We start from the raw sequence: 25,531 nt of genomic DNA, 5'->3' as shown, positions 1-25,531 counted from the left end.
TCCTTAGCGGCCAAGCGCCGCGGCGAGCTCGGCGGCCACGAATTCAGCCACCTGGCGCGCTGCGCGGTCTTCCGCGTCGCGAATGGCGCGCTGCTTGGCAAACTCCTGAGCCGGGAAGTCGACAAGGGCGGTTGCCGACTGATGGCCGGCGCGGATCACATGGCCGTCCTTGTTCGACTTCAGCGTATAGTCGACGCTGACGGTCGCACGACCTGCGCGTGATTCATCCGAGGAGGCGACCAGCAACGTGTCGATGACGCTCGAGCGCGCATTCATTTCTACCTTGTAGTCCGCCTTGTCCGGCTCGCCGGCGCCGCGCGAGGAGAGGAAGATCAAACGGTTGCGCACTTCCTGCTCGACACGCGACGTCGCCTCGGAGAAGGCGATGGATGACAGCTTGCCGGCAACGCCTGATGTCTCGGAATAGAGCGGCCGGACCTGGCACGAGGTGAGAAGAACCGTGGTTGCCAGCACCGCGGCAATCCCCACGCGGCGCGCCAGCTTGGAAGCGATATTAAACGACAATGTTCACAATCCTTTGCGGAACCACGATGATTTTCTTCGGCGCCTGGCCGTTGAGGACGCGCTTGACATCCTCCAACGCAAGTGCTGCGTCGCTGACGGCATTTTGATCTGCGTCGCGTGAGATTGTCAATTCGGCGCGCTTCTTGCCGTTGATCTGCACCGGCAGGACGACCTCGTTCTCGACGACAAGGGCGTCGTCGTATTTCGGCCAGGCGGTCTGCGACAGAAGCGTGTCGCGGCCGAGAACGGACCAGCACTCTTCCGCCAGGTGCGGCGTCATTGGTGCTACGAGTTGCACCAGGATCTCGGTGGCATCGCGCACGGCGGCGCGATAGGCGGCATCGGCTTTTCCCGCGGCAACGGTGGTCAGAGGGCCGGCAATCGCGTTCACGAGCTCATAGATGCGCGCGACGGCCTTGTTGAACCATAGCTTGTCATAGTCGTTCTGGACGGCCTTCAGCGTCTTGTGCGCCAGCTGGGAAATGGCGAATGCATCGCCATCCTTAGCCGGAGTCGCAGTAACGTCGTTCAGCGCTTCAGCAGCTTCCGAGATCAGGCGCCACAGGCGCTGCGTGAAGCGGTGGGCGCCCTCCACGCCCGCTTCCGACCAGATGACATCGCGCTCGGGAGGAGAGTCCGACAGGACGAAGAAGCGAGCGGTATCGGCGCCGTATGAGGCAATGATGTCGTCGGGATCGACGACGTTCTTCTTCGACTTCGACATCTTCTCGATCGAGCCGATGGCAATCTCTTCGTTGTTGGACAGAAGAAACGCGCGGCGCTTCCCGTCCAGTTCCTCGATCTTGATGTCGGCCGGCGCAACCCACTCGCGGCTCATGCCGGAGCCACGGCTATAGGTCTCGTGCACCACCATGCCCTGCGTGAACAGGCCCTTGAACGGCTCCTTCACATCGACATGACCGGTTTCGCGCATGGCGCGGGTGAAAAAGCGCGAGTAGAGCAGATGCAGGATCGCATGCTCGATGCCGCCGATATACTGATCGACAGGCAGCCAGCGGTTGGCGGCCGCGAAATCCGTCGGCTGGCTCTCCCAAGGCGCCGTGAAGCGCGTGAAGTACCAGCTGGAATCGACGAAGGTGTCCATCGTGTCGGTTTCGCGACGGGCATCCTTGCCACAATGCGGGCAGGCGACGTGGCGCCAGGTGGGGTGCCGGTCGAGCGGGTTTCCGGGCTGATCGAAGGTGACGTCCTCTGGCAGCTTGACCGGGAGATCCTTCTTCGGCACCGGCACAACGCCGCAATCCTGGCAGTGGATGACCGGGATCGGGCAGCCCCAGTAGCGCTGGCGGGAGATACCCCAGTCGCGCAGGCGGAAGTTGACCTTGCGCTCGCCCTGCGGCGCGTTGCCCAACGATGCCGACGACAGACGGTCGGCGACGATGTTAAAGGCCTCGTCCGTCGACTTGCCATCCAGGAAGCGCGAGTTGATCATGATGCCATCGCCGTCATAGGCGGTATCGCCGACAGCGAAGGTCGCCGCGTCACCGTCACGGGGCATGACAACGGGGATAACAGGAAGGCCGTATTTGCGGGCGAAATCGAGGTCGCGCTGATCGCCTGCCGGGCAGCCGAAAATGGCGCCCGTGCCGTAGTCCATCAGCACGAAATTGGCGATGTAAACAGGCAGTTCCCAGGAGGGGTCCAGCGGGTGGCGGACACGGATGCCGGTGTCGATACCCTTTTTCTCGGCGGTCTCGAGCGCTGCCAGAGACGTACCGGCGCGGCGCACGTCCTCGCAGAAGGCTTCAATGTCGGCGTTCTTCGCCGCGGCATCCTTGGCCAGAGGGTGATCGGCGGAGATGGCAAGGAAGGATGCGCCAAACAGCGTGTCCGGGCGGGTGGTGTAGACCGTTACCTCGGTCTCGCCCGCAGGCGCGGTTTCTCCGACGATTTCCCACCGGATCGTCATGCCCTCGGAACGACCGATCCAGTTCTTCTGCATCAGTCGGACCTTCTCGGGCCACTGATCGAGACCATCAAGCGCGTCCAGCAGATCCTGGCTGAAGTCGGTGATCTTGAAGAACCACTGGGTCAGCTCGCGCTGCTCGACAAGCGCGCCGGAGCGCCAGCCGCGACCGTCGATGACCTGTTCATTGGCGAGAACGGTGTTATCGATAGGGTCCCAGTTGACCTTGGACTGCTTGCGGTAGACGAGACCCTTTTCCAGGAAGTCCACGAACATATGCTGCTGATGCTGGTAGTATTCGACATCGCAGGTCGCGAACTCGCGGCTCCAGTCGAGCGACAGGCCCATGGCCTTCAGCTGCGCCTTCATCGATGCAATGTTCTGGTAGGTCCAGGCCGCGGGATGAACGTTGCGCTCCATGGCGGCGTTTTCAGCCGGCATGCCGAAGGCGTCCCAACCCATGGGATGCAGCACGTTGTAGCCGCGGGCGCGCTTGTAGCGCGCGACGACGTCGCCCATCGCATAGTTGCGGACGTGGCCCATATGGATGCGGCCGGACGGATACGGAAACATCTCCAGCACGTAGTATTTCTCGCGCGGATCAGCGTTGTCGGTCTCGAAGACCTTCGCTTCGTTCCATTTTTTCTGCCAGCGAGGCTCGGCATCGCGCGGATTATAACGTTCGGTGGCCATGGTATTCGTATTTCCGGAAAATCAAGGGAAGTTGGTGGTGACCTTCACCATGAAACCACCGTAGCGTCAAGTTTTGCAGACGCTGTTTGCCGCCAATCGGCGCCGCTCGGCGATAATTTCGAGGCTTCGGACCTTGGCAAGCCAAGATCGGGTGTTTAGTGCATTTTCATTGTTTTCGATGATGGACCGAGGCGCAACATGGAACTTCAAGAGCGACTGGAAGAGGTGCGCGGCCGGATCGCCGCGGCGGCCCGCGAGACGGGCAGAGCGGAAGGCTCGGTGCAGCTCGTGGCGGTGTCCAAGACATTCGACGCGGATCAGATCCGCCCGGCCATTCAGGCCGGCCAGCTTGTGTTCGGAGAGAACCGCGTGCAGGAAAGCCAGGGCAAGTGGCCGGAGCTGAAGAGCGAGACAGCAGGTATCGAGCTTCACCTGATCGGACCGCTGCAGTCCAACAAGGCCGGCGAAGCGGTCGCGCTCTTCGATGTCATCGAGACGGTCGACCGCGAGAAGATCGCGCGCGCGCTTGCCGATGAAATGAAGCGCCAGGGCAAGGCCCCTCGTCTCTATGTGCAGGTCAACACGGGCCTCGAGCCGCAGAAGACGGGCATCGCGCCCGACGATACGGCGGCGTTCGTGGCGCTCTGCCGCGACGAGCTCGGTCTTTCGGTCGACGGGTTGATGTGCATTCCGCCGGCGGATGAAAACCCGGGCCCGCATTTCGCCTTGCTAGCGAAACTGGCGAAGGCCTGCGGCGTCGACAAGCTCTCGATGGGAATGTCCGGCGATTACGAGACCGCTGTCGCCTTTGGCGCCACTAGCGTCCGGGTCGGGTCCGCCATTTTTGGCGCCCGCTAATCACGTCTCTTGCTGTGGTGGTCGGCGTGAATGTTTCACGGGAAACATTTGCGATCGGCGTCACGGCGCAATTGCCAACCGGCAACAAAAAACCCCGCCGAAGCGGGGTTTTATCAATCTATCTGATCGCTTAGTAGCGATCGTCTTCGTCTTCATCCGGCGTCGAGGACTTCAGCGACTTCAGTTTCGCGAAGACGGCATCGGCGTCGATTTCCTTCTCTTCCTCACGCTCGTAGCTCGGAGCTAGGCGCTCGGTTTCGTGCGCGGACTGCAGCGTTTCGCCGAGTTCCGCAGCGGTCGGCAGCGGACGGCCCTTGGCGGCCTTCTCGACTTCCATGTCGAGGTCGATCTGGCTGCAGAGGCCGAGCGTGACCGGGTCCATCGGCGTCAGGTTGGCGGCATTCCAGTGAGTGCGGTCGCGGATCTGCTCGATGGTCGACTTGGTCGTTCCGACGAGACGCGAAATCTGCGCGTCCTTCAGTTCGGGATGATTGCGAACCAGCCACAGGATGGCGTTCGGGCGATCCTGGCGCTTGGAGACCGGCGTGTAGCGTGGGCCGCGGCGCTTCGATTCGGGAACGCGTACCTTCGGCTCGGAGAGCTTGAGCTTGTGGGCCGGGTTCTTCTCGGCGCGTTCGATTTCGTCGCGCGACAGCTGACCGGTGGAGATCGGATCCAGGCCCTTGATGCCTTGCGCAGCTTCGCCGTCGGCGATCGCCTTCACTTCCAGAGGGTGCAATTTGCAGAACTGAGCGATCTGGTCGAAAGACAGAGCTGTGTTGTCGACGAGCCAAATGGCGGTCGCCTTCGGCATAAGCAGTTGTTGAGCCATGGATATAGTCCTTCTGTCGTCCGCGCCGGTGTCGCGGTCCGTGGGTTGTCACCACTATGTCCGGGAAATTATGCCGCTATATAACCGGAGTGACGCATAATTGCAATTGATCACGAATGAAATGACCTTTGTCTAATTGCCGGGTCGATCTGACCTGTTATGAATGCACAAAACCGCCTGTGGCGTGCTTCTGCCGCCGGCGCCCGAGTGAGGAGGAAATCGATGTCGGAGAAGATCTACCCGGTGCAAAAGCCGGTTCAGAGCCATGCGCTTATCGACAAGGCCAAGTACGAGAAATGGTACGAGGAGAGCGTCGAAAATCCGGATAAGTTCTGGGGCAAGCACGGCAAGCGGATCGACTGGTTCAAGCCTTATACGAAGGTGAAGAACACCTCTTTCACCGGTAATGTGAAGATCAAGTGGTTCGAGGACGGCCAGACCAACGTCTCCTACAACTGTATCGACAGGCACCTGAAGACCAACGGCAACCAGGTCGCCATCATCTTCGAGGGGGACAACCCCTACATCGATAAGAAGATCACCTATAACGAGCTCTACGAGCATGTTTGCCGCATGGCGAACGTGTTGAAGAAGCACGGCGTCAAGAAGGGTGATCGCGTAACCATCTACATGCCGATGATCCCGGAGGCCGCCTATGCGATGCTCGCCTGCGCGCGCATTGGCGCGGTGCACTCGATCGTTTTCGGCGGCTTTTCGCCGGAAGCGCTGGCGGGACGGATCGTCGATTGCGAATCAACCTTCGTGATCACCTGCGACGAGGGCGTGCGCGGCGGCAAGCCGGTGCCGCTGAAGGAAAATACCGACACGGCCATCCATATCGCAGCACGCCAGCATGTGATCGTCGAGAAGGTGCTGGTGGTTCGCCGCACCGGCGGCAAGACGGGCTGGGCGCCGGGCCGCGACCTCTGGTATCATCAGGAAATGGCGACGGTGAAGCCGGAGTGCCCACCCGCCAAGATGAAGGCGGAAGATCCGCTCTTCATTCTCTACACGTCAGGCTCGACCGGCAAGCCGAAGGGTGTGCTTCATACCACCGGCGGCTATCTCGTCTACGCGGCGATGACGCACGAATATGTGTTCGACTATCACCCCGGCGATATCTACTGGTGCACCGCCGATGTCGGTTGGGTCACCGGCCACTCGTATATCGTCTATGGGCCACTTGCGAACTGCGCGACGACGCTGATGTTCGAAGGCGTTCCGAACTTTCCGGATCAGGGGCGCTTCTGGGAGGTTATCGACAAGCACAAAGTGAATATCTTCTATACCGCACCCACGGCCATCCGTTCGCTGATGGGCGCCGGCGATCAATTCGTGACGCGCTCGTCGCGATCCAGCCTGCGTCTGCTCGGTACGGTGGGAGAGCCCATCAATCCCGAAGCCTGGGAATGGTACTACAACGTCGTCGGCGACAAGCGCTGCCCCGTCATCGACACCTGGTGGCAGACGGAAACCGGCGGCCACATGATCACGCCGCTGCCGGGCGCGACCGACCTGAAGCCCGGATCGGCGACGAAGCCGTTCTTCGGCGTGAAGCCGCAGCTGGTGGACAATGAAGGCAACGTGCTGGAGGGCGCGGCCGACGGCAATCTCTGCATCACCGACAGCTGGCCAGGGCAGATGCGCACCGTCTATGGCGACCATGAGCGCTTCATCCAGACCTACTTCTCGACCTACAAGGGCAAATACTTCACCGGCGACGGCTGCCGGCGGGACGAGGACGGCTATTACTGGATTACCGGTCGCGTAGATGACGTTCTGAACGTGTCCGGCCATCGCCTCGGCACGGCAGAGGTCGAATCGGCGCTTGTGTCGCACAGTCTCGTGTCCGAGGCGGCGGTCGTCGGCTATCCGCATGCGATCAAGGGTCAGGGCATCTATTGCTATGTCACGCTGATGGCCGGCAACGAGGGTTCGGACGAGCTGCGCCAGCAGCTGATCAAGCATGTTCGCAACGAGATCGGCCCGATCGCGGCACCCGACAAGATCCAGTTTTCACCCGGGCTGCCGAAGACCCGATCCGGAAAGATCATGCGCCGTATCCTGCGTAAGATCGCCGAGGACGACTTCGGTTCGCTGGGCGATACGTCGACGCTGGCCGATCCGGCTGTCGTTGATGACTTGATCGCCAACAGGCAGAACAAGGCGGCTGCTTAACAGTGATTGCCTGCCAATGAGAGGCCGCTTCGGGAAACCGGAGCGGTCTCACTCCTCGTCGGGACAGGGTGCCTTCTGCTTCCGACCGCCGTCATAGGCAACGGCAATCCCCTCGCCCAGCATATACTGAGCCGGATTCCGCCCATCGGCCAACGTCACGTCCGCCAGGATGCGGCCGAAATATTTGTCCCCGGAAATCCGCGTCAGCTGTACTTGCGGCGAATTGCCGGTCAGTTTCTCCAACACCTTTCGCGCGTCCAGACCGGCGCGTCTGACCGCGGCACATTTCGAGCGCATCTCGGGTGTATCGATACCGCGAATGCGGACATAGACTTCTACGGTCTGCTGCGGCCACGGACGGGCCGCGACCAGCAATGTGTCTCCATCGATCACTTGCAGAATTTCCGCCGAGACAGGGCCGGCTATCTCGTCGCGTGCAAAGCCCGGCATCGAAGATGCAGCGATGAAAGCTATCGTCGTGATGGCGCGCGTGAACATAAAAGGAATAAATTCCGATATTCACGGGAAGTCAATAGGAATATTTACTCAGAAATCGATTGCGCGGCCGTTGATTTCCCAGTCACCGAACCGGGCCGGATCGGCACCCCCTCGCCCGCCGATCTCCGTCGGCATATCGGTCGGCTGTTCGTTGCGGCGACGTTCCTCGGCCTCGGCGAGCGCTCGCCTGGCGGCGGGGGATAGCATCTTTCGCACAGGCGCCGTGCCTTCCGCCGCAGGCGTCTCGGTGTTGTCGTTGTCCGCTTCTTGCATGACGCGTACTCGTCTGAAAATATTGAAAATCGCTGATGAACGACCAAATTATAGAACGCCGGCATGGCGATTGAAACCCTTCGAGCGCAAACTGCGCTCGCCCGAGATGGAGACGATGATGAACCTTGTGCGGACTGCCATGTTGCTTGCCTTCATGACGGCGCTGTTCATGGTCGTCGGGTTCATGATCGGCGGACGCAGTGGCATGATGATCGCATTCCTGGTCGCGGCCGGGATGAACTTCTTCTCCTACTGGAATTCCGACCGCATGGTGCTTTCGGCCTACCGCGCGCAGGAGATCGATGAGCGGAACGCGCCGGAGTTCTTCAACATCATCCGCGATCTCGCGCGCAATGCCGGCCTGCCGATGCCGAAGGTCTATCTCTACGACAGCCCGCAGCCGAACGCGTTCGCGACAGGCCGCAATCCCGAGAATGCCGCGGTGGCGGCATCGACCGGCCTGTTGAGCGCGCTATCGCCGGAAGAGGTCGCCGGCGTGATGGCGCATGAGCTCGCGCACGTCCAGAACCGCGACACGCTGACGATGACGATTACGGCGACGCTTGCCGGCGCCATCTCTATGCTGGGCAATTTCGCCTTCTTCTTCGGCGGCAATCGCGAGAACAACAACAATCCGCTCGGCTTCGTCGGGGTCCTGCTGGCGATGATCGTCGCGCCGATGGCCGCCATGCTGGTGCAGATGGCGATCAGCCGCACCCGCGAATACTCCGCCGACCGGCGCGGCGCCGAGATCTGCGGCAACCCGCTTTGGCTCGCCTCCGCACTTGGCAAGATTGCCCGTGGCGCCTCGAACATTCCGAACTACGACGCGGAGCGCAATCCGGCCACCGCGCACATGTTCATCATCAATCCGTTGACGGGTGCGGGCATGGACAACCTGTTTTCCACCCACCCGAATACGGAAAACCGCATCGCCGCGTTGCAGGAAATGGCACGGGGCGGCATGAATAACTCGACGCCGTCGGTTCGTGCTGCTAATCCCGTGCGCAAATCGCGCTCAGTTCCGGATGCCGGCCTTGGCCGCGGTGGCTCGCAACCGCCAAAGGGTCCCTGGTCTTGAGTTCAGACGGTAAGAAAAAGCCATTTCGCAAACAAAAGCCACCGGCGCCGTCGGCATCGTCCGCTTCCGCGAAGCCGGGTCTGCAGGCGCGTGCCGCGGCCTCGAAGATCCTGGCCGCCGTTATCGACCGCAAGCTCTCGCTTGACGGCGCGCTCGACCATGAACATGGCAATCCGGCTTATAAGGCGTTGGCCGACGATGACCGGGGTCTCGTGCGCGCGATCCTGAACACCACGCTTCGTCACCTGCCCCGCATCGAGGCCGCCGTGGCATCCCTGCTGGAATCGCCCTTGCCAGAGGGCGCCCGCTCGCTGCAACACGTGCTTTCGATCGCCGCGGCGCAGATCCTCTATCTCGATGTTCCCGATCATGCCGCGGTCGACATCGCCGTCGAACAGGCCAATCTCGATCCGAGAAATTGCCGCTTCGCCAAGCTGGTCAACGCGGTGTTGCGTCGTCTGGGTCGCGAAAAGGAAGAAATACTCCGGGAGATCGACGACATCCCGTCCATGCCCGGCTGGTTCCTGGAGCGGTTGGAGAAGGCCTATGGACGCGAGGCGGCGCGGGCGATCTCGGATTCCCAGCTACAGCCTGCCGCCATCGACCTGACGGTGAAGTCGGATGCACAGGCTTGGGCGGAAAAGCTCAATGGCGTCGTGCTGCCGACCGGCGGGGTCCGGCTGGCCGCATTCGACGGCTCCATCCCGTCTCTCGAAGGTTTCGACGATGGATCGTGGTGGGTGCAGGACGCGGCCGCGAGCATTCCCGCGCAGCTCTTCGGCGATCTGTCCGGCAAACGTGTCGCCGATCTCTGCGCGGCGCCTGGCGGCAAGACCGCGCAGCTCATCCTTGCCGGCGGCAAGGTAACCGCCGTGGAGCAGTCCGAGAACCGGATCAAGCGCCTGCGTTCGAACCTCGATCGGCTCCGCCTGTCGGCGGAAACGATGGCTCAGGACCTCACCAAGTTCACCCCTGACGAGCTCTTCGACGCCATTCTGCTCGACGCGCCCTGCTCCTCTACCGGGACCACGCGCCGGCATCCCGACGTGCTCTGGACCAAGGGGCCGGAAGACATCGCGAAGCTGGCCGCGTTGCAGGAACGTCTGTTGCGCCACGCGCTGCGGCTGCTGAAGCCTGAAGGCACGATCGTGTTCTCCAACTGCTCGCTCGATCCGATCGAGGGTGAGGAAGTCGTGGCGCGGGTACTTTCGGATACGACAGGATTCGAGCGTGTGGCGATCGAGCCGAGCCGCTGGCCGGGGCTTGAGGAAGCAATCAGTCCGCTTGGCGCGTTTCGCACGACCCCAGACATGCTGAAGCTGCCGGCCGGTTTCGCGCCGGGTCTCGACGGTTTTTATGCGGCCGTGTTGCGCCGTGTTGCCTGATCGAAGAGCAGCTGGCATAGTCAAGCATCATTACCGAATCATCGACGGTCAGTGCCGTTTCCGGACTTGTCCATCCAGTCCTAACGATATGGGTCAATAGACAATCGAAATGCGGTCCGGACGGTTTTCAGGTCTTTACCTGCGGGAGGCTTGGCGGCGGGCACTTTGCCGTGCTGCACTCGTGCGCCTCAAGTTGTTTCGCCACACGGTCTATGCGCCCGAGCGGCTTATCGTGGCGCCGACGGATCTGAGACCCGTCGATTCGCATGTGGCCGAGGAAATCATCAATGGTCGTTTTCCGCTCGCCGGTCGCATGCTGGAGACGGGTGGAAAGTCGCCATTCACGCTGAGCCTTCCTTCGCGTGCCTTCGCCATCAGGCTTCACGGCTTCGGCTGGCTGCGGCACATGCGCTCCAAGAAGAACGATCTGCATTCCAACGTCGCCCGCGCGATCGTCAATAGCTGGCTGTCCATTCACGGCGGGCGGATGGAAGGCATTGCCTGGGAGATCGATGTCACGGCGATGCGTGTCATTGCCTGGCTGTCGCACTCGCCCGTGGTGCTGCAGAGCGCGGATCGCGGCTTTTATCGCCGTTTCGTTCGCTCGCTGGCGTTTCAGGTGCGCTTTCTCAGGCGGATGGCGCGCTATGCCCCGCCCGGCGAGGTGCGTTTTCGGGTTCGTCTCGCGCTTGCCATGGCGTCGATCTCGATGCCGGTGCGGGCCAGTGTGATCCGCAAAGCCTCCGACGCGCTCGACGTCGAGTTCGATAGCCAGATTCTGCCGGACGGCGGGCACGTGTCGCGCAATCCGCGCGTTGCGCTGGAGCTTCTGCTCGATCTTCTGCCGTTGCGGCAGACCTACATCAATCTCGGCCACGAAATGCCGCAGAAGCTGATATCGGGCATCGATCGCATGTATCCGGCGCTGCGCTTTTTCCGCCATCAGGATGGCGATCTCGCTTTGTTCAACGGCGCGACCTCGACCTCGGCGAACGAGATCGTTTCGTTGCTGCGCTACGACGAGACGGCCGGCGAGCCGTTCAAGGCGATGCCGCATTCGCGCTACCAGCGGCTCGCGGCCGGGCGCACCGTCGTGATTGCCGATACCGGCCTTCCGCCGACCGGCAATCTCTCGCGCACGGTCCATGCCGGATGCCTGTCCTTCGAGATGTCATCAGGCCGGCACCGCTTCATCGTGAATTCGGGATCGCCGAAATTCGCCGGCAATCGCTATGTACAGGTCGCGCGCACCACGGCGGCGCATACGACCGTGACGCTCAACGATACGTCGTCGAGCCGTTTCGCCTCTTCTGATTTCCTGGCGCACCTGATTACCGAGCCTATCAAGACCGTGCAGGTCGATCGCGTGGTGGCGGATGACGGCCGGGATGTCGTCAAGGCCAGCCATGACGGCTATTTGAAAGAGTTCGGTGTGCTGCACGAACGCGAGCTGACCCTGAACGCCACGGGTTCGATCATGACCGGCCTCGATCGCCTCGCCGTTGCCGAAGAGCGCAAGGGCGAGGGTGAGTTGCGCGCCGTCGCGCGGTTTCACACCCATCCGTCGATCAATCTGAAGCAGATGGATCGGGAGTCCATCCTGATGACGGCGCCCGATGGCGAAAGCTGGCTGTTTTCCTCGCCGGGCAATACGGTCGAGATCGCCGAGGACGTGTTTTTCGCAGACGCCTCCGGTATCTGCGCCTCCGATCAGATGGAAATCAGCTTCGCCTATCCGGAAAAGCCGGAAATAAGGTGGTTTTTGTCCCGCAGAAGCTAGCGGCTGTTTTCGCCGGCTCAAAGCTGTGCTAACGCGGCGCCATATTCCGCGCACCTCGCCGGATGTCTCCCGAAGATCGAACGGAGAAGCCACATGGCCGTTGTTTCCAAGAAAATCCCCGCCCCCGACAAGGTTGCCGTCAAGACCGCCTTGCTCTCCGTGTCCGACAAGACCGGGATCGTAGACCTTGCGCGTGCGCTTGCCGAAAAAGGCGTCCGGCTGCTGTCGACCGGCGGTACCCACAAGGCAATCGCGGCGGCCGGCCTCGACGTCACCGACGTTTCCGACGTCACGGGCTTTCCAGAGATCATGGACGGCCGCGTGAAGACGCTGCACCCCAAGGTCCACGGCGGCCTGCTGGCGATCCGCGACGACGCCGAACATCAGGAAGCGATGAAGGCGCACGGCATCGATGGCATCGATCTCGCCGTCATCAACCTCTATCCGTTCGAGGACGTGCGCGCGGCGGGCGGCGATTATCCGACCACCGTCGAGAACATCGATATCGGCGGTCCGGCGATGATCCGCGCTTCGGCAAAGAACCACGCCTATGTGGCGATCCTCACCGACCCGGCCGACTACCCGGAGCTTCTCGAGCAGCTGTCGTCGGACGCCGGCCAGACCAGCTATGCCTTCCGTCAGCGCCTCGCCGCCAAGGCCTATGCGCGTACGGCCGCCTACGACGCGATGATCTCAAACTGGTTCGCCGAAGCGTTGTCGATCGACACGCCGCGTCACCGGGTGATCGGTGGCGTATTGAGGGAAGAAATGCGCTATGGCGAAAATCCGCACCAGACGGCCGGGTTCTACGTGACCGGCGAAAACCGTCCTGGTGTGGCGACGGCAACGCTTCTGCAGGGCAAGCAGCTCTCTTATAACAACATCAACGATACGGACGGCGCCTTCGAGCTGATCGGCGAGTTTGCGCCCGAGAAAACCGGCCCGGCCTGCGCCATCATCAAGCATGCCAATCCGTGCGGTGTCGCCACAGGCCCGACGCTGAAGGACGCCTATCTCCGGGCGCTTGCCTGCGACAGCACGTCCGCTTTCGGCGGCATCATCGCGCTCAACCAGCTGCTCGATGCGGAGACCGCGGAAGAGATCGTCAAGCTGTTTACCGAAGTCATCATCGCGCCCGAGGTGACGGAAGAGGCCAAGGCGGTCATCGCCGCCAAGAAGAACCTGCGGCTGCTCGTCACCGGCGGCCTACCCGACCCGCGCTCGCGCGGCATCACGGCGAAGACGGTTGCCGGCGGCCTTCTGGTGCAGAGCCGTGACAACGGCATGATCGACGATATCGAGCTCAAGGTCGTCACCAACCGTCAGCCGACGGCGCAGGAACTGCTGGATCTGAAGTTCGCCTACACGGTTGCCAAGCACGTAAAGTCGAACGCCATCGTCTACGCCAAGGACGGCCAGACGGCCGGTATCGGCGCCGGACAGATGAGCCGCATCGACTCCGCCCGGATCGCGGCGCTCAAGGCCGAGGATGCAGCGAAAGCCATGGGCTGGGCCGAGCCGATGACCAAGGGCTCCGCCGTTGCGTCCGAAGCGTTCTTCCCGTTCGCGGACGGCCTGTTGTCGGCGATCGCCGCCGGTGCCACGGCCGTGGTGCAGCCGGGCGGCTCGATGCGCGACCAGGAAGTCATCGACGCTGCCAACGAGCATAATGTGGCGATGGTCTTCACCGGCATGCGCCATTTCCGCCACTAATCGACGAAGACGGTTACGCCCTATCCGCCGGATAGGGCGTCCGGATCAACAGGATCAGCCCGCCGGCCAGAAACAGGACGAGCGTGGCCATGCCAAGATGCGACGAGCCGGTCGTGTAGGTGACGATCGAAAACAGAAGCGTTGCCATGAAGCTGGTTGCGCGGCCTGACAGGGCGTAGATGCCGAAATAGCGGCCGGCCTCATCAAGGCTGACGCTGCGGGCCAGATAAGAGCGCGACGAGGCCTGAACCGGGCCGAATGCCAGGCCGATCAGCAGGCCGTAGCCGATATAGGCCTTCTCCGCCGCCGTGCCGAACAGTCCACCGGAATCGGTCGCGGGAAGCGGCACCAGCCCGAAGAGCGTGGAGCCCGGTTGGGTCGATACGATGCCGAGGGTCGCCAAAAGCAACATGGTGAGACTGATGAGGATGGTCGCCTTCGAGCCGATGCGGGCGTCGATCCGTCCGGCGATGACGCAGCCGAAAATCGCCACAACGTTGAGAATGATGCCGTAGATGCCGATCTCGATGGTTACCCAGCCGAACATGCCGGCCGCGAAGGCGCCACCGAGGATCAGCAAGCCGTTGACGCCGTCCTGGTAGATCATGCGGGCCACGAGAAAGCGCAACAGCGAGCGGCGTTGCTTCAGTTCGCCCAGCGTGTGCCTGACTTCGCGGAGCCCGGAGCGCACGGCCGCAGCGAAGGGAAGGCCGCCTTTTACATCGGGGGTGAACAGAAACATCGGCAGTACGAAAATCAGATACCACACGGCCGAGATCGGTCCGGTAATGCGAGCATCCTCGCCGGTCCCTGGGTCGAGGCCGAACAAGGGGTCGAGGCCAAGGATCGTCTTGCCTGTCTCCGGACTTCCGGCAAGCAGCGCCACCACCGCAATCAGCACGATCATTCCGCCAAGGTAGCCAAGGCCCCAGGCGGTGTTTGACAGGCGTCCGACTTCGTCCTTTCCGACGAGGCGCGGCATCATGGAATCGTTGAAGACGATCGAAAACTCGGCGGCGATCGATGCCAGGATCATGAAGATCATGGGATAGATGACAGGTGAGCCGGGTGCCGCGAACCAGAGGCCGCACAGGCTGGCGATCTTGATCACGGCGAAAAAGCCGATCCATGGCTTTCGCCCGCCGGACTGATCGGCGATCGAGCCGAGGATGGGGGAGAGGATGGCGATGATCACCGAGGAGATCGTCGCCATGTTGCTCCAGAGCGTCTGCGCTGAAACAGGATCGGCCGTCAGCCTGGCCACGAAGTAGGGGCCGAAGATGAAGGTGGTGACGACGGTGAAGAACGGTTGCGCCGCCCAGTCGAAGAACATCCAGCCCCAGATGCCCCTGCGCGTGGCGCGCTGGGGCTGTGTTCCCGTCCAGTCAATGCGATTCACCGGCCTGCTCCTGATGTGGGAGCGGACTGTCTCACCTCGTCCCGTCTCTTGCAAGGTCGGTCAGCAGGCCGGCCGCGACGGTGATGCGGGCCAGGTTAGGGTCGCCACCCTCGCTGAGGCCGGCCAGTTCCTCGGCGATGCGATTGATCCTGATCCGGTCGCTCGCATGCCAAGCCTGCACCGGCAGCTTTTCCTTGCCGTTGTTCGACAGCGCGGAGCTGACGATATCGCGACGCGCGGTGGCGATCTGGTCGAGGCTTCGCGCCAGCGCCAGGTTCTCGTAGTGATCCGAGGTGGCGATGCGGCCGCCGGCCGCCAGCAGCCGTCCGATACGGAAGGTCTTGCTGACCGCGAAATAGCTCTCGGCGGCGCGGATCAGCGGCTCGCCCGTGCGCTCAGCGATCTGCATGATCTCGGGTACGAGCGCGAAGCCGATCAGATGGGCGATTTCGGCCGAAAGCCCGTCCGGCACGCCGGCGGCCTGATACTCGGCCTGGCGCGCCTCGAGTTCGGGAACGACCTGGCTGGCGAAGACCGGCTGCAGCTTCTTGAAGGCCGCACGCAACCTGTCGATGGTCTCGGCGATATCTCCCTTGGCCATCTGCATCTTCAACAGCAGACGCGTGAGCACGGTGAAGATATGGCTGATTTCCTCGTAGATACGGTTCTGCATCTGGCCGGAAATCCTGCCGTCGAGCGCATCGGTCTCGCCCCAGAGCCGGCCGAGATCGAAGCCGTCGCGGGCGATGATGGCGGCGCGCACAACTTCGGGTGCCGATGCGGCCGTCGCGTCCATCATGCTGACGGCAAAGCTTGGGCCGCCGCGGTTGATGGCTTCGTTGGCCAGCACGGTCGCCACGATCTCGCGCTTCAGGCGATGGTTGGCGATATCGGAAGCGTTGGACTTGCGCATCTTGGCGGGGAAATATTGCGAGAGGGTCGCCTCGAAATAGGGATCATCCGGCAAATCGCTTGCCGCAAGCGCGTCGAAGAGAACGATCTTGGCATAGGACAGGAGGACGCCGATCTCAGGCCGCGTGAGCGGTCTGTTGGCGGCATATCGTTCGGCCATGGCGGTGTCGTCGGGCAGCGTCTCGACCTTGCGGTTGAGCTGCTTGGCGGTCTCCAGAACACCCATGAAGCGGGCAAGCTCCAGTCCGTTCGCGGTGCCTTTCCGCTCGGTCAGCGAGATGGCGAGCGACTGCAGGTAGTTGTTGCGCAGCACCAGCTTGCTGACTTCGTCGGTCATCGAGGACAGCAGCTGGTCGCGCTTCTGCCGCGGCAGCCGGCCTTCATGCATGGCGGCCGCGAGCGCTATCTTGATGTTCACTTCGACGTCGGAGGTGTTGACGCCCGCGGAGTTGTCGATCGCGTCGGAATTGCAGCGACCACCCTTCAGTCCGTAGGCGATGCGGCCGCGCTGGGTGACGCCCAGGTTCGCGCCCTCGCCGATGACCTTGGCGCGCACCTCGTCGGCGCTGATACGGATGGGGTCGTTGGCGCGATCGCCGACGTCGGTATCGGTTTCGGCGGCCGCCTTCACATAGGTGCCGATGCCGCCGAACCAGAGCAGGTCGACAGGGCTTTTCAGGATCGCGGTCATGACTTCAAACGGCGTGGCAACCGTCTTGTCCATGCCGATCGCGGCGGCGGCCTGCGCGGTGAGCGTCACCGATTTCGCCGAGCGCGAGATGATCATGCCGCCCTTCGAGAGCAGGCTCCTGTCGAAATCCTGCCAGCTGGAGCGCGGCAGATTGAACAGCCGCTGGCGCTCGGCCAGGGTCTTGGCCATATCCGGATCGGGATCGATGAAGATGTCGCGATGGTCGAAGGCGGCCAGCAGCCGGATCTTCGGCGACAGGAGCATGCCGTTGCCGAAAACGTCGCCCGACATGTCGCCAACGCCCGCGACCGTGAACGGCGTCGTCTGAATGTCGATATCCATTTCGCGGAAATGGCGTTTGACCGTCTCCCAGGCGCCGCGCGCGGTGATACCCATCTTCTTGTGGTCGTAGCCGGCCGAGCCGCCCGATGCGAAGGCGTCGTCGAGCCAGAAGCCGGCTTCCTGCGCCAGCGCGTTCGCGGTGTCGGAGAAGGTCGCCGTGCCCTTGTCGGCGGCGACGACGAAATAGGGGTCATCGCCATCGAGCCGCACGGTGTTTTCGGGCGGGATGATTTCGGTGCCGGAAATGTTGTCGGTGATCGAAAGCAGCGTGCGGATATAGGTCTTGTAGGCTTCCCGCCCCGCGTTGAAGATCTCGTCGCGATTGCCGCCGATCGGGAGCCTCTTCGGATAGAAGCCGCCCTTGGCGCCGACGGGCACGATCACGGCGTTCTTGACCTGCTGCGCCTTCACGAGGCCGAGCACCTCGGTGCGATAGTCCTCGGCGCGATCCGACCAGCGCAGTCCGCCGCGCGCCACCCTGCCGAAGCGCAGGTGAACGCCCTCGACCTCGACGCCGTAGACGAACATCTCACGGAACGGCTTCGGCGCCGGCAGACCGTCGATCAGATGCGGATCGAGCTTGAAGGCCAGCATCGCCTTGGCGGAACCATCGGGATTGCGCTGGAAGTAGTTGGTGCGCAGCGTCGCGTCGACCACGTTGACGTATCGGCGCAGGATTCGGTCGTCATCGAGGCTTGGGACATCCGACAGAGCGGTCTCGATTTTCGCGTGAAGATCGGTCGCCTTCTTGATCCTGCTCTTCTCCGTCAGCTTCGGATCCAGGCCGTCGTGGAACAGGCGGAAGATGAGCGACGAGATAGCCGGATATTTATCCAGAGTCGTTGCGATGTAGTCCTGCGAATAAGCGATCCCCGCCTGTCTGAGATAGCGCGAATAGGCTCTGAGAACGCTTGCCTCGCGCGCCGAAAGCCCGGCCGAGATGATCAGGCGGTTGAAGTTGTCGTTGTCGATGACGCCGGCGAAGGCCGACAGGAACGCTTCTTCGAGTGCTGCGCCATGCTGCTGCAGATCGATTTCCGCGCCGCTCTGGGCTTCGAGTTCCATGTCATGCAGGACAACCAGCTTTTCGCTGCCGTCGGCCAGCGTCACGCCGATGTCGAACGTACCCTCGCTGATGACGCTAAAGCCGAGATTTTCGAGAAGCGGCACGCGGCGGGAGAGCGCGAGCTGGCCGTCGGCGTGAAAGATCTTCAGGCACAGGAGCGACGTGCCGTCCTTGATGCGCGTGTAGAATTCGATGCGGGTCTGTTCGCCCGTCGCGCAGCCGACGATATCGGCGAAGTCGGCGAATGTTTCTTCTGGCGGGAACAGATCCTGGAACGCGTTGCTGACCGTGATCCTGGGCGCCTTCGGACCGGCGAGCATTTCGAAGCGGTCGTCCCAACGGGCCGTGATGGCGCGAATTGCTTCTTCCAGTTTCGCCTGGTGGATACGCGGTGTCTTTCCGCCGGAGCGGCCGATGATGAAGTGGACGCGGGCGACGCCGCCTTCGGGGAAAGCCGGGTAATAAGCAGAGACGCGACCGTCATAGATGGTCTTCAGATAGGTCCCTATTTTCTCCCGCACGATCGAATCATATTCCTCACGCGGAACGTAGACGATGACGGAAACGAAACGATCGAAGTGATCGATGCGCGGCAGCACGCGTACGCGCGGCCTGTCGGTAAGGTCGTTGATCTGTTCGGCGAAGGTGGAGAGCAGGGCGGTGTCGATCTGGAAGAGATCATCGCGGGGGTAGGATTCAAGGGTGTTGTCGAGCATGCGGCCCGAATGGCTCATCGGATCGAAGCCGAAATGTTCCTTCACCTTCTCGACCTTGGAGCGCAGCAGTGGGATATCGGTTGCGAGCGAGGTATAAGCCGTCGAGGTGAACAGGCCGACGATGCGCAGTTCGCCGGTGACATTGCCATTCTCGTCGAAACGCTTCACGCCGACATAGTCCATGTAGGCGCGGCGATGAACGACGGATTTGACGTTCGCCTTGGTGACGATCAGGAATTCCGGGCCGTCGAGGAAGGCGAGGATTTCGGGCGTCGTGGTTACAGCGTCGCGGCCGGTTCGAAGCACCAGCACATCGGGATTGGAGAGGATGCCCAGCCCCGTGCCCTTGTCACGCTCGACCTTCGCGTTCGATCCCTTGCCGGAATAGACATATTCGCGCATTCCGAGAAGCGTGAAATTGGCATCGCGCAGCCAGGTGAGGAAAGCGACCGCCTCGTCGCGATCCGCCTTGCGGCGGCCGACATTGCGCGATGACAGTTCGTCGATCGCGGTGCCGAGCTTGTCCAGCATCGGCTTCCAGTCGGAAACCGCCAATCGCACCTGTTCCAGGACGATTTCTATGCGCTCTATCAGATCGGCCGACTGTGCCGGTGTGAGTGGTGCGAGGTGAAGCTGGATGTGGCTGACGCGGTTCGCCGCCTCGCCCGGCATATCCGGCGAATAGAGCTCCGGCGGGTGACCTTCCGACATGACGAGAATGGGATGCACCGCCATATAGAGATCGCGGTAACTGCTCGTCACCTCGCCCATGACCGATTCATAGAGGAACGGCATGTTTCGATCGGTTACCGACAGGACCGATACCGCCACGCCATCGGGCTCGACATTGTCAAGCGAGGTCACGGTGACGCGCGGGGCATTGCCGGTCCAGGCGGCAAGTTCGGCCGCGCAATGAACGGCGGAGATTGCCAGCATCTCGGGCGTGTAGGATTCGAGGTCGTCGCCGCTGGCGCGTCCGAAGAGAACATCCGGCGCGAGATAGTTCTCGCCCATCGCGGTCGCGATCTTGTTCGCGCTCTCTATCTGCTTTTCCCGTTTCGGATTGTTTCGAGCAGCCATTGACTGTGTTCCCTCATTTTCTCGATTGCGCGCAGGTTAGCAGAAGGTTTGACAGAAAAATTGCTAAATTGGGGACGTCGATGGCAGTTTTCGTGCGAATTTAGCCGGCACGTCGTCAATTTTGCAAAAAATGATCCGGATGTGGTTTTTCTCGGCAGAACTTTGATCACGCCCGAATGAAGAGTTGTTGACAGTCGCGCGGCAAAAAGACGATCAACTGAGGATCGGAACCCGGATCGGAAAAACATGTCGCAGGATGCAGTAGGCACCGTCATCGTCATATCGAGCCATGTCGTTCGTGGGTCGGTCGGCAATCGGGCGGCGGTCTTCGCGCTCGAGACGCTCGGCCATCAGGTGTGGGCGCTTCCGACCATCGTTCTGCCCTGGCATCCGGGTCATGGCCGTTCGACGCGGCTGACATTCGCGGAGGGGGATTTCGATGCGGCTATCGACGATCTCATTCGGGCGCCGTGGATCGGCGAGGTCAAGGCCGTGCTGTCGGGTTATTTCGGCAATGCCGCGCAGGCGCGCTCCGTCGCCCGGCTGATCGCGGCGCTCAGGGACCGCAATCCCGATCTCTTTTACGTTTGCGACCCCGTCATGGGCGACCTGGGCGGCCTCTACGTTCCCGAGGCGACCGCCGAGGCGATCCGCGACCATCTTATCCCGCTGGCATCGCTGGCGACCCCCAATCGTTATGAGCTCGCCTGGCTGTCCGGCGCGCCGCTGGAGAGCAACAGCGAGATCATGGAGGCGGCGCTCGCCCTTGGTCCCGCGCGCATGCTGGTGACCTCGGCAGTGCCGCTGATGGCAGGCGGAACGGGGAACCTCTATCTTTCCGGCCGCCACGCGCTGCTTGCCGAACACCGGTTGATCGACAATCCGCCAAACGGCCTGGGCGATCTTCTCGCCGCGCTTTTCCTGTCTCGGCTTCAGTCCGGCATGGAAGACGAAAAGGCGTTGCAACTGGCGACCGCCAGCGTCTACGAGGTGCTGGCTCGCGCGGTGAAGCGCGGCAGCGACGAGCTGACGCTCGCAAACGACGCCTCCAGCCTGTCGACGCCGATGGCGATGGTGCAGATGCGGCATCTGCTGCATCCGGCGCAGCGGCGAAAGCGCTAGCAGTTGCGCCGTTAACGCATTTGGCGCTGCGATATTGATCTTGCATCGCTCACGCTGTAATCGAAGATCATGCAGCGTTTTCCAGACACACTTCTCGACGGCTATCGCAACTTCATGAGCGGGCGTTATGCCGACGCCCGCGATCGGTACAAGACGCTGGCGGAACACGGGCAGAGCCCGAGCACGCTGGTCATCGCCTGTTCGGATTCACGCGCGGCGCCGGAGCTGATCTTCGATTCCGGTCCCGGCGAGCTGTTCGTCGTGCGCAACGTCGCCAACATGGTGCCGCCGTACGAGCCGGACAGCAATTTCCATGCGACCTCGGCGGCGCTCGAGTTCGCGGTGCTGGCCCTGAAGGTCGCCAATATCGTCGTCATGGGCCATGGCCGTTGCGGCGGTATCCGCGCAGCGCTCGATCCGGATGCCGAACCGTTGTCGCCGGGCGACTTCATCGGACGCTGGATGTCGCTGGTGCGGCCGGCGGCCGAGCAGATCCAGAGCAATGATGTAATGACGCCGGGTGAGCGCCAGACGGCGCTGGAGCGCGTGTCGATACGCAACTCGATCGACAATCTCCGGACCTTTCCGGAGATCAAGGCGCGCGAGGAAGCCGGCGAGATCCAGCTGCATGGCGCCTGGTTCGATATCTCGACCGGCGAACTGTGGGTCATGGACGCGGAGACGCGCGACTTCATTCGCCCTGATGTCTGACACCGTCATCCGGCACGGATAAAAGGCGCCGCGGTTTCCCGCAGCGCCTTCTCATTTTCATCTTTTCGAAATCAGTTCGCGTCGATCTGCTGGCCGATGTAGGCGATCGCCTGCTGATAGACGGTCGCGGCGTTCCAACCGTCGATGGCGGCGAAGTTCGGCTCGCCTGGCTGATAGCCGGCGCCCGGGGTCCAGCCCTTGCCCCTCAGGAAGTTCGCGGTCGAGGCAAGCGCGTCGGCGCGCGAGCCGACCATGTCGACCTTGCCATCGCCATCGCCATCGGCACCGTAGAGAACCACGTTGCGGGGCAGGAACTGGGTCTGGCCGATTTCGCCATGTGCGGCGCCACGGGCCTGCGGGCTGAGGAAGCCTTCGCCCACGAGCTGCAGGGCGGCGTAAAGCTGGTCGGTGAAATAGGCGCTGCGGCGGCAGTCGAAAGCGAGCGTGGATACCGCCGACAGGGTGTGCTGGTTGCCCATGTAGCTACCGAAACCGGTTTCCATGCCCCAGATGGCGATCAGTGGACCGGCCGGAACGCCATACTTGCGCTCGATGGAGGCAAAGAGCGCCGCGTTGGCGCGCTTCATGCCTTTGCCGCGCGAGATGATGGCCTGGCCACCGCGCTTCTGCATGAAGGCGTCAAAGGACAGCTTGAAGCTCTTCTGGCCGCGGTCGGCGGCGATGGTCGGTCTGTTGTAAACGACGTTGGCGAAAGCCTTGTCGAGAACGGAGCGGCTGACGCCACTGGCCGCTGCTTGCTGCTTGAAGGCAACCACCCACTGTTCGAACCCCGCGCTGGTGTCGCTGCACTGTGGTGCCGCTTGAGCCATCGCCGGAACTGCCTGGAACATGGCGAGCATTGCCGCCGCCGCCAGCAAAAGTCTTGTCTTACGCATCGAATACCCCGATCTCGATCAGCCTAGCCTTAACCGGGCTGCGGCCCGTTATCGGCGATATTGTCATGACCATCCGCCTGAAAAGCGCGGGAAGCCGTTTGGCATCCCGCGCTCCGAATAAGCCTTAACTTAAGTAACGGGCTTAACAAGACATGGTTAAGAAAATATTCAAGCAGCCTGTCTGCGCGGCTTCACAAGTCCGCGATTGACCAGCAGTTCGGCGATCTGGATCGCGTTCAATGCCGCGCCCTTGCGCAGATTGTCGGAAACCACCCACATGTTGAGGCCGTTCTCAACCGTCGCATCCTCACGGATGCGCGAGATGTAGGTCGCGTCCTCGCCGGCGGATTCGTAAGGCGTGATGTAGCCGCCGTTCTCGTGCTTGTCGATGACCTGGCAACCCGGCGCGTCGCGCAGGATATCGCGGGCCTGATCGGCGGTGATTTCCTTCTCGAACTCGATGTTGACCGATTCCGAGTGGCCGATGAAGACGGGGACGCGCACGGCCGTGCAGGTCACCTTGATCTTCGGGTCGAGCATCTTCTTGGTTTCGGCCAGAACCTTCCACTCTTCCTTCGTGTAACCGTCTTCCATGAAGCTGTCGATGTGCGGGATGACGTTGAAGGCGATGCGCTTGGTGAACTTCTTGTTCTCGATCGGATCGGCGACGAAGACGGCGCGTGTCTGGTTGAAGAGTTCGTCCATGCCGTCCTTGCCCGCGCCGGAAACGGACTGGTAGGTCGAGACGACGACGCGCTTGATGGTGGCGGCGTCGTGAAGCGGCTTCAGCGCGACGACGAGCTGCGCGGTTGAGCAATTCGGATTGGCGATGATGTTGCGCTTGGTGAACTGCTCGATGGCATCAGGGTTCACTTCGGGAACCACCAGCGGAACGTCCTGATCGTAGCGCCATGCGGAGGAGTTGTCGATCACGACGCAGCCCTGCGCGCCGATCTTCGGCGACCACTTCTTCGATACCTCGCCGCCAGCCGACATCAGGCAGATATCGGTGTCGGAAAAATCGTAATTCTCGAGGTTCATGACCTTGAGGGTCTTGTCGCCATAGGAAACCTCGAGACCCTGCGAGCGCGCGGAGGCGAGCGCTACGACTTCGTCTGCGGGAAAACCGCGTTCGGAAAGAATGTTGAGCATCTCCCGGCCGACATTTCCGGTGGCTCCCGCAACTGCAACTTTAAAACCCATTTCAAGCTCTCTTTCTCATCTCTCCTCTAGTTCGGTGAGGGGGAAAGCGCGCAACGATTGCGGCTTCCTGTCCCCAGCCGAGCCGGGGAGAGAGCGGCAGGCCAGAGACGTCAGACGGTTTTCGTCGTCGTTTTGGCCTTGGTTTTGGAAGAAACCGGAAAAATCATAACCACCCCGGCAACTCGTGCCCGGTCACTGCGTGCGGCAATGGCGTGTTCCTGCAGAACCATGGATATTCCTTTTCCACCGCTGCTCATAAAAGGTTTTCCACAGGAGTCAAGGTTTTTGCGCAAGGCCGCGCCGCCGCGCATGGCGCCGAAGCGGCCTTGAGGTGTTACTTCCTGTTCATGCCACGGGAGCGATCGGCACGCACGGAAACCGCCTGCAATCCCCCGGTCTGCGGTGCCCTGACCTTGCCGGAGGCGGCGCGAGCGAGCTTGCGCTTGTTTTCCAGATGATAGGCGTAGACGAACTGGATAACGAGGCCGAGAACCACGAAGATCGGGCCAATGACCTTGTCGCCATTGCTGATGTAAAGCAGCACCTGACCGACCATCGCCAGGATCGTGCCGGCGACGAAAATGTTCAGCGAATGGCGGCCGAAGATGACCAGCGGATTGCTTTCCGGACGGCGCAGCAGACTGGAGAGCGCGTCGATGTTGAGTACCAGATAGCCAAGCGCCAGCACGTGCAACAGGCGGGGCAAGGACAGGAAGGTCTTGTCGAAACCGGTAATGACGGTCGGAAGGCCGAGCGACGCCAGCGTGTTGCCGATGCCCCAAAGCTGACCGACGACCCACACGAAGGACAGACCGACATAACCGGCAGCCAGAGCCATCAGCAGCGGGTGGCGCGGCAGCTTGCCGCCACGGCGCACATGCATCATGCCGACGATGCCGATGGTGAAGAGGAACTGCCAGGACAGCGGATTGAGGAACCAGTAGCCCTCGATCAGCGTGTTTCGTGGCGCGATCTCGAAGATGCCGGAGAGCAGCCAGACCGAGCCCGATACCCCCAAGGCGAGCAGCGGGCTCTTGGCTTCCAGCAGCAGAATGATGGGCACCATGAGCATCAGGGCCCCATACATCGGCAGGATGTTGTTGTAGCCGATCTGGTGGCCAAGCAGCATCAGGGAGGGAATGCCGGCCTGCGGGTTGGTGAGAACAGCGAGGATGTTGATCTGGCAGAGAAGCCCCGGGCGATGAAACAGCCAGGCACCCGCGAGGAAGAGCGCGAGCGTCATGAACGTGGTGATCATGTGGGCGAGATAGAGCGTGAAGGCGCGCTTCGTCGATTGCTTGGCGGTTTCGAACCAGGCGCCGATCTTGAAGCGCGAGCCGTATGCGATACCCACGGCGATGCCCGAGATCAGCACGAAGGCTTCGGCCGCGTCCGAAAAGCCGTAGTTCTTGGTGGTCAGATATTCGAAAATCTGGCCGGGCACATGATTGATGAAGATCGTGATCAACGCGAGACCGCGCAGAACGTCCAATCGCGTGTCTCGTTTCGATGGCGCCGCGGTCGCAATCCTGCGCTCCGCACCGAACGTATTTTCGGGCGTCGTTACCATTGACCTCTCCATGCTTCCATTTGCAAACGCAGTTGAGGCCAAAAGGTTTCCCCTTTGGCCTCAACGAATCGCCGGATGGT

General features: G+C 61.9%; 19 protein-coding genes. 8 read left to right on the top strand and 11 right to left on the bottom strand.

Translation table 11 applies throughout. The annotated features are described in order from the left end of the window. Window positions 1-3 precede the first annotated feature (3 nt). Window positions 4-525, bottom strand: coding sequence for an LPS assembly lipoprotein LptE (gene lptE, locus GGQ67_RS10250; protein WP_183900056.1), 522 nt, complete (start codon window positions 523-525; stop codon window positions 4-6). Further along, window positions 515-3,145: a leucine--tRNA ligase gene (gene leuS / locus GGQ67_RS10245; RefSeq protein WP_183900055.1), complete on the bottom strand. Its 2,631-nt coding sequence runs from the start codon at window positions 3,143-3,145 to the stop codon at window positions 515-517. Before leuS ends, lptE begins: the two co-directional genes overlap by 11 nt. 198 nt (window positions 3,146-3,343) lie before the next feature. Here leuS and GGQ67_RS10240 point away from each other — a divergent pair, with 198 nt between their 5' ends. Then, window positions 3,344-4,003 (top strand): YggS family pyridoxal phosphate-dependent enzyme, encoded by a 660-nt coding sequence (locus tag GGQ67_RS10240; protein WP_183900054.1) that lies wholly within the window; start codon window positions 3,344-3,346, stop codon window positions 4,001-4,003. A gap of 130 nt (window positions 4,004-4,133) precedes the next feature. Here the strand turns inward: GGQ67_RS10240 and GGQ67_RS10235 are convergent, their stop codons facing one another. Then, on the bottom strand, window positions 4,134-4,835 hold the full coding sequence (locus tag GGQ67_RS10235) for a DUF1013 domain-containing protein (protein WP_183900053.1): 702 nt from the start codon (window positions 4,833-4,835) through the stop codon (window positions 4,134-4,136). A 222-nt stretch (window positions 4,836-5,057) separates the two neighbouring features. On the opposite strand from GGQ67_RS10235, the gene acs reads away from it, so the two are divergent. After that, on the top strand, window positions 5,058-7,013 hold the full coding sequence (gene acs, locus GGQ67_RS10230; RefSeq protein WP_183900052.1) for an acetate--CoA ligase: 1,956 nt from the start codon (window positions 5,058-5,060) through the stop codon (window positions 7,011-7,013). Window positions 7,014-7,061: 48 nt separating this feature from the next. Here acs and GGQ67_RS10225 read toward each other — a convergent pair whose 3' ends face one another. Both GGQ67_RS10225 and GGQ67_RS10220 read right to left on the bottom strand, forming a co-directional pair. Next, complete coding sequence (locus tag GGQ67_RS10225) at window positions 7,062-7,511, bottom strand: thermonuclease family protein (RefSeq protein ID WP_183900051.1); 450 nt, start codon at window positions 7,509-7,511, stop codon at window positions 7,062-7,064. A gap of 48 nt (window positions 7,512-7,559) precedes the next feature. Then, entirely contained in the window at window positions 7,560-7,784 is a 225-nt protein-coding gene (locus GGQ67_RS10220) for a DUF1674 domain-containing protein (protein WP_183900049.1), read from the bottom strand. Window positions 7,785-7,902: 118 nt separating this feature from the next. Here GGQ67_RS10220 and htpX point away from each other — a divergent pair, with 118 nt between their 5' ends. The 4 genes from htpX to purH all read left to right on the top strand — a co-directional run bounded on the left by htpX (window position 7,903) and on the right by purH (window position 13,743). After that, entirely contained in the window at window positions 7,903-8,865 is a 963-nt protein-coding gene (gene htpX / locus GGQ67_RS10215; RefSeq protein WP_183900048.1) for a zinc metalloprotease HtpX, read from the top strand. Beyond that, window positions 8,862-10,250: an RsmB/NOP family class I SAM-dependent RNA methyltransferase gene (locus GGQ67_RS10210; protein ID WP_183900046.1), complete on the top strand. Its 1,389-nt coding sequence runs from the start codon at window positions 8,862-8,864 to the stop codon at window positions 10,248-10,250. Before htpX ends, GGQ67_RS10210 begins: the two co-directional genes overlap by 4 nt. A 109-nt stretch (window positions 10,251-10,359) precedes the next feature. Next, window positions 10,360-12,030: a heparinase II/III family protein gene (locus GGQ67_RS10205; protein WP_183900044.1), complete on the top strand. Its 1,671-nt coding sequence runs from the start codon at window positions 10,360-10,362 to the stop codon at window positions 12,028-12,030. 93 nt (window positions 12,031-12,123) lie between these two features. Next, a complete protein-coding gene (purH, locus tag GGQ67_RS10200) occupies window positions 12,124-13,743 on the top strand; it encodes a bifunctional phosphoribosylaminoimidazolecarboxamide formyltransferase/IMP cyclohydrolase (protein ID WP_183900043.1) in 1,620 nt (539 codons plus the stop codon). Window positions 13,744-13,756: 13 nt separating this feature from the next. Here purH and GGQ67_RS10195 read toward each other — a convergent pair whose 3' ends face one another. Next, window positions 13,757-15,142, bottom strand: coding sequence for an MFS transporter (locus GGQ67_RS10195; RefSeq protein WP_183900041.1), 1,386 nt, complete (start codon window positions 15,140-15,142; stop codon window positions 13,757-13,759). A gap of 31 nt (window positions 15,143-15,173) precedes the next feature. Next, window positions 15,174-19,949 (bottom strand): NAD-glutamate dehydrogenase, encoded by a 4,776-nt coding sequence (locus tag GGQ67_RS10190; protein WP_183900039.1) that lies wholly within the window; start codon window positions 19,947-19,949, stop codon window positions 15,174-15,176. 246 nt (window positions 19,950-20,195) lie between these two features. On the opposite strand from GGQ67_RS10190, the gene pdxY reads away from it, so the two are divergent. Both pdxY and GGQ67_RS10180 read left to right on the top strand, forming a co-directional pair. Beyond that, window positions 20,196-21,071: a pyridoxal kinase PdxY gene (gene pdxY, locus GGQ67_RS10185; RefSeq protein WP_183900037.1), complete on the top strand. Its 876-nt coding sequence runs from the start codon at window positions 20,196-20,198 to the stop codon at window positions 21,069-21,071. A gap of 69 nt (window positions 21,072-21,140) precedes the next feature. After that, window positions 21,141-21,782, top strand: a complete 642-nt coding sequence (locus GGQ67_RS10180) for a carbonic anhydrase (protein ID WP_183900036.1) — start codon at window positions 21,141-21,143, stop codon at window positions 21,780-21,782. Window positions 21,783-21,853: 71 nt separating this feature from the next. Here the strand turns inward: GGQ67_RS10180 and GGQ67_RS10175 are convergent, their stop codons facing one another. The 4 genes from GGQ67_RS10175 to GGQ67_RS10160 form a co-directional block, all read right to left on the bottom strand. Further along, entirely contained in the window at window positions 21,854-22,678 is an 825-nt protein-coding gene (locus tag GGQ67_RS10175; RefSeq protein WP_183900034.1) for a lytic murein transglycosylase, read from the bottom strand. A 168-nt stretch (window positions 22,679-22,846) separates the two neighbouring features. Beyond that, a complete protein-coding gene (locus GGQ67_RS10170) occupies window positions 22,847-23,881 on the bottom strand; it encodes an aspartate-semialdehyde dehydrogenase (RefSeq protein ID WP_183900033.1) in 1,035 nt (344 codons plus the stop codon). 110 nt (window positions 23,882-23,991) lie between these two features. After that, complete coding sequence (locus GGQ67_RS10165; protein WP_183900030.1) at window positions 23,992-24,192, bottom strand: hypothetical protein; 201 nt, start codon at window positions 24,190-24,192, stop codon at window positions 23,992-23,994. A gap of 23 nt (window positions 24,193-24,215) precedes the next feature. Further along, window positions 24,216-25,451, bottom strand: a complete 1,236-nt coding sequence (locus GGQ67_RS10160; protein ID WP_343056501.1) for an OpgC family protein — start codon at window positions 25,449-25,451, stop codon at window positions 24,216-24,218. Window positions 25,452-25,531 lie beyond the last annotated feature (80 nt).

The sequence above is a fragment of the Rhizobium metallidurans genome, assembly GCF_014196505.1.
Lineage (GTDB): Bacteria > Pseudomonadota > Alphaproteobacteria > Rhizobiales > Rhizobiaceae > Rhizobium > Rhizobium metallidurans.
Note: the sequence above shows the minus strand (reverse complement) of the source record. Positions and strands in the feature narration are given on the sequence as shown.

Bases quoted from the DNA above. Each gene is read 5' to 3' on its own strand.
- leuS (WP_183900055.1), bottom strand. From the start codon at position 3,145: ATGGCCACCGAACGTTATAATCCGCGCGATGCCGAGCCTCGCTGGCAG.
- GGQ67_RS10240 (WP_183900054.1), top strand. From the start codon at position 3,344: ATGGAACTTCAAGAGCGACTGGAAGAGGTGCGCGGCCGGATCGCCGCG.
- GGQ67_RS10235 (WP_183900053.1), bottom strand. From the start codon at position 4,835: ATGGCTCAACAACTGCTTATGCCGAAGGCGACCGCCATTTGGCTCGTC.
- acs (WP_183900052.1), top strand. From the start codon at position 5,058: ATGTCGGAGAAGATCTACCCGGTGCAAAAGCCGGTTCAGAGCCATGCG.
- GGQ67_RS10225 (WP_183900051.1), bottom strand. From the start codon at position 7,511: ATGTTCACGCGCGCCATCACGACGATAGCTTTCATCGCTGCATCTTCG.
- GGQ67_RS10220 (WP_183900049.1), bottom strand. From the start codon at position 7,784: ATGCAAGAAGCGGACAACGACAACACCGAGACGCCTGCGGCGGAAGGC.
- htpX (WP_183900048.1), top strand. From the start codon at position 7,903: ATGAACCTTGTGCGGACTGCCATGTTGCTTGCCTTCATGACGGCGCTG.
- GGQ67_RS10205 (WP_183900044.1), top strand. From the start codon at position 10,360: ATGCGGTCCGGACGGTTTTCAGGTCTTTACCTGCGGGAGGCTTGGCGG.
- purH (WP_183900043.1), top strand. From the start codon at position 12,124: ATGGCCGTTGTTTCCAAGAAAATCCCCGCCCCCGACAAGGTTGCCGTC.
- GGQ67_RS10190 (WP_183900039.1), bottom strand. From the start codon at position 19,949: ATGGCTGCTCGAAACAATCCGAAACGGGAAAAGCAGATAGAGAGCGCG.
- pdxY (WP_183900037.1), top strand. From the start codon at position 20,196: ATGTCGCAGGATGCAGTAGGCACCGTCATCGTCATATCGAGCCATGTC.
- GGQ67_RS10180 (WP_183900036.1), top strand. From the start codon at position 21,141: ATGCAGCGTTTTCCAGACACACTTCTCGACGGCTATCGCAACTTCATG.
- GGQ67_RS10175 (WP_183900034.1), bottom strand. From the start codon at position 22,678: ATGCGTAAGACAAGACTTTTGCTGGCGGCGGCGGCAATGCTCGCCATG.
- GGQ67_RS10170 (WP_183900033.1), bottom strand. From the start codon at position 23,881: ATGGGTTTTAAAGTTGCAGTTGCGGGAGCCACCGGAAATGTCGGCCGG.
- GGQ67_RS10165 (WP_183900030.1), bottom strand. From the start codon at position 24,192: ATGCGCGGCGGCGCGGCCTTGCGCAAAAACCTTGACTCCTGTGGAAAA.
- GGQ67_RS10160 (WP_343056501.1), bottom strand. From the start codon at position 25,451: ATGGTAACGACGCCCGAAAATACGTTCGGTGCGGAGCGCAGGATTGCG.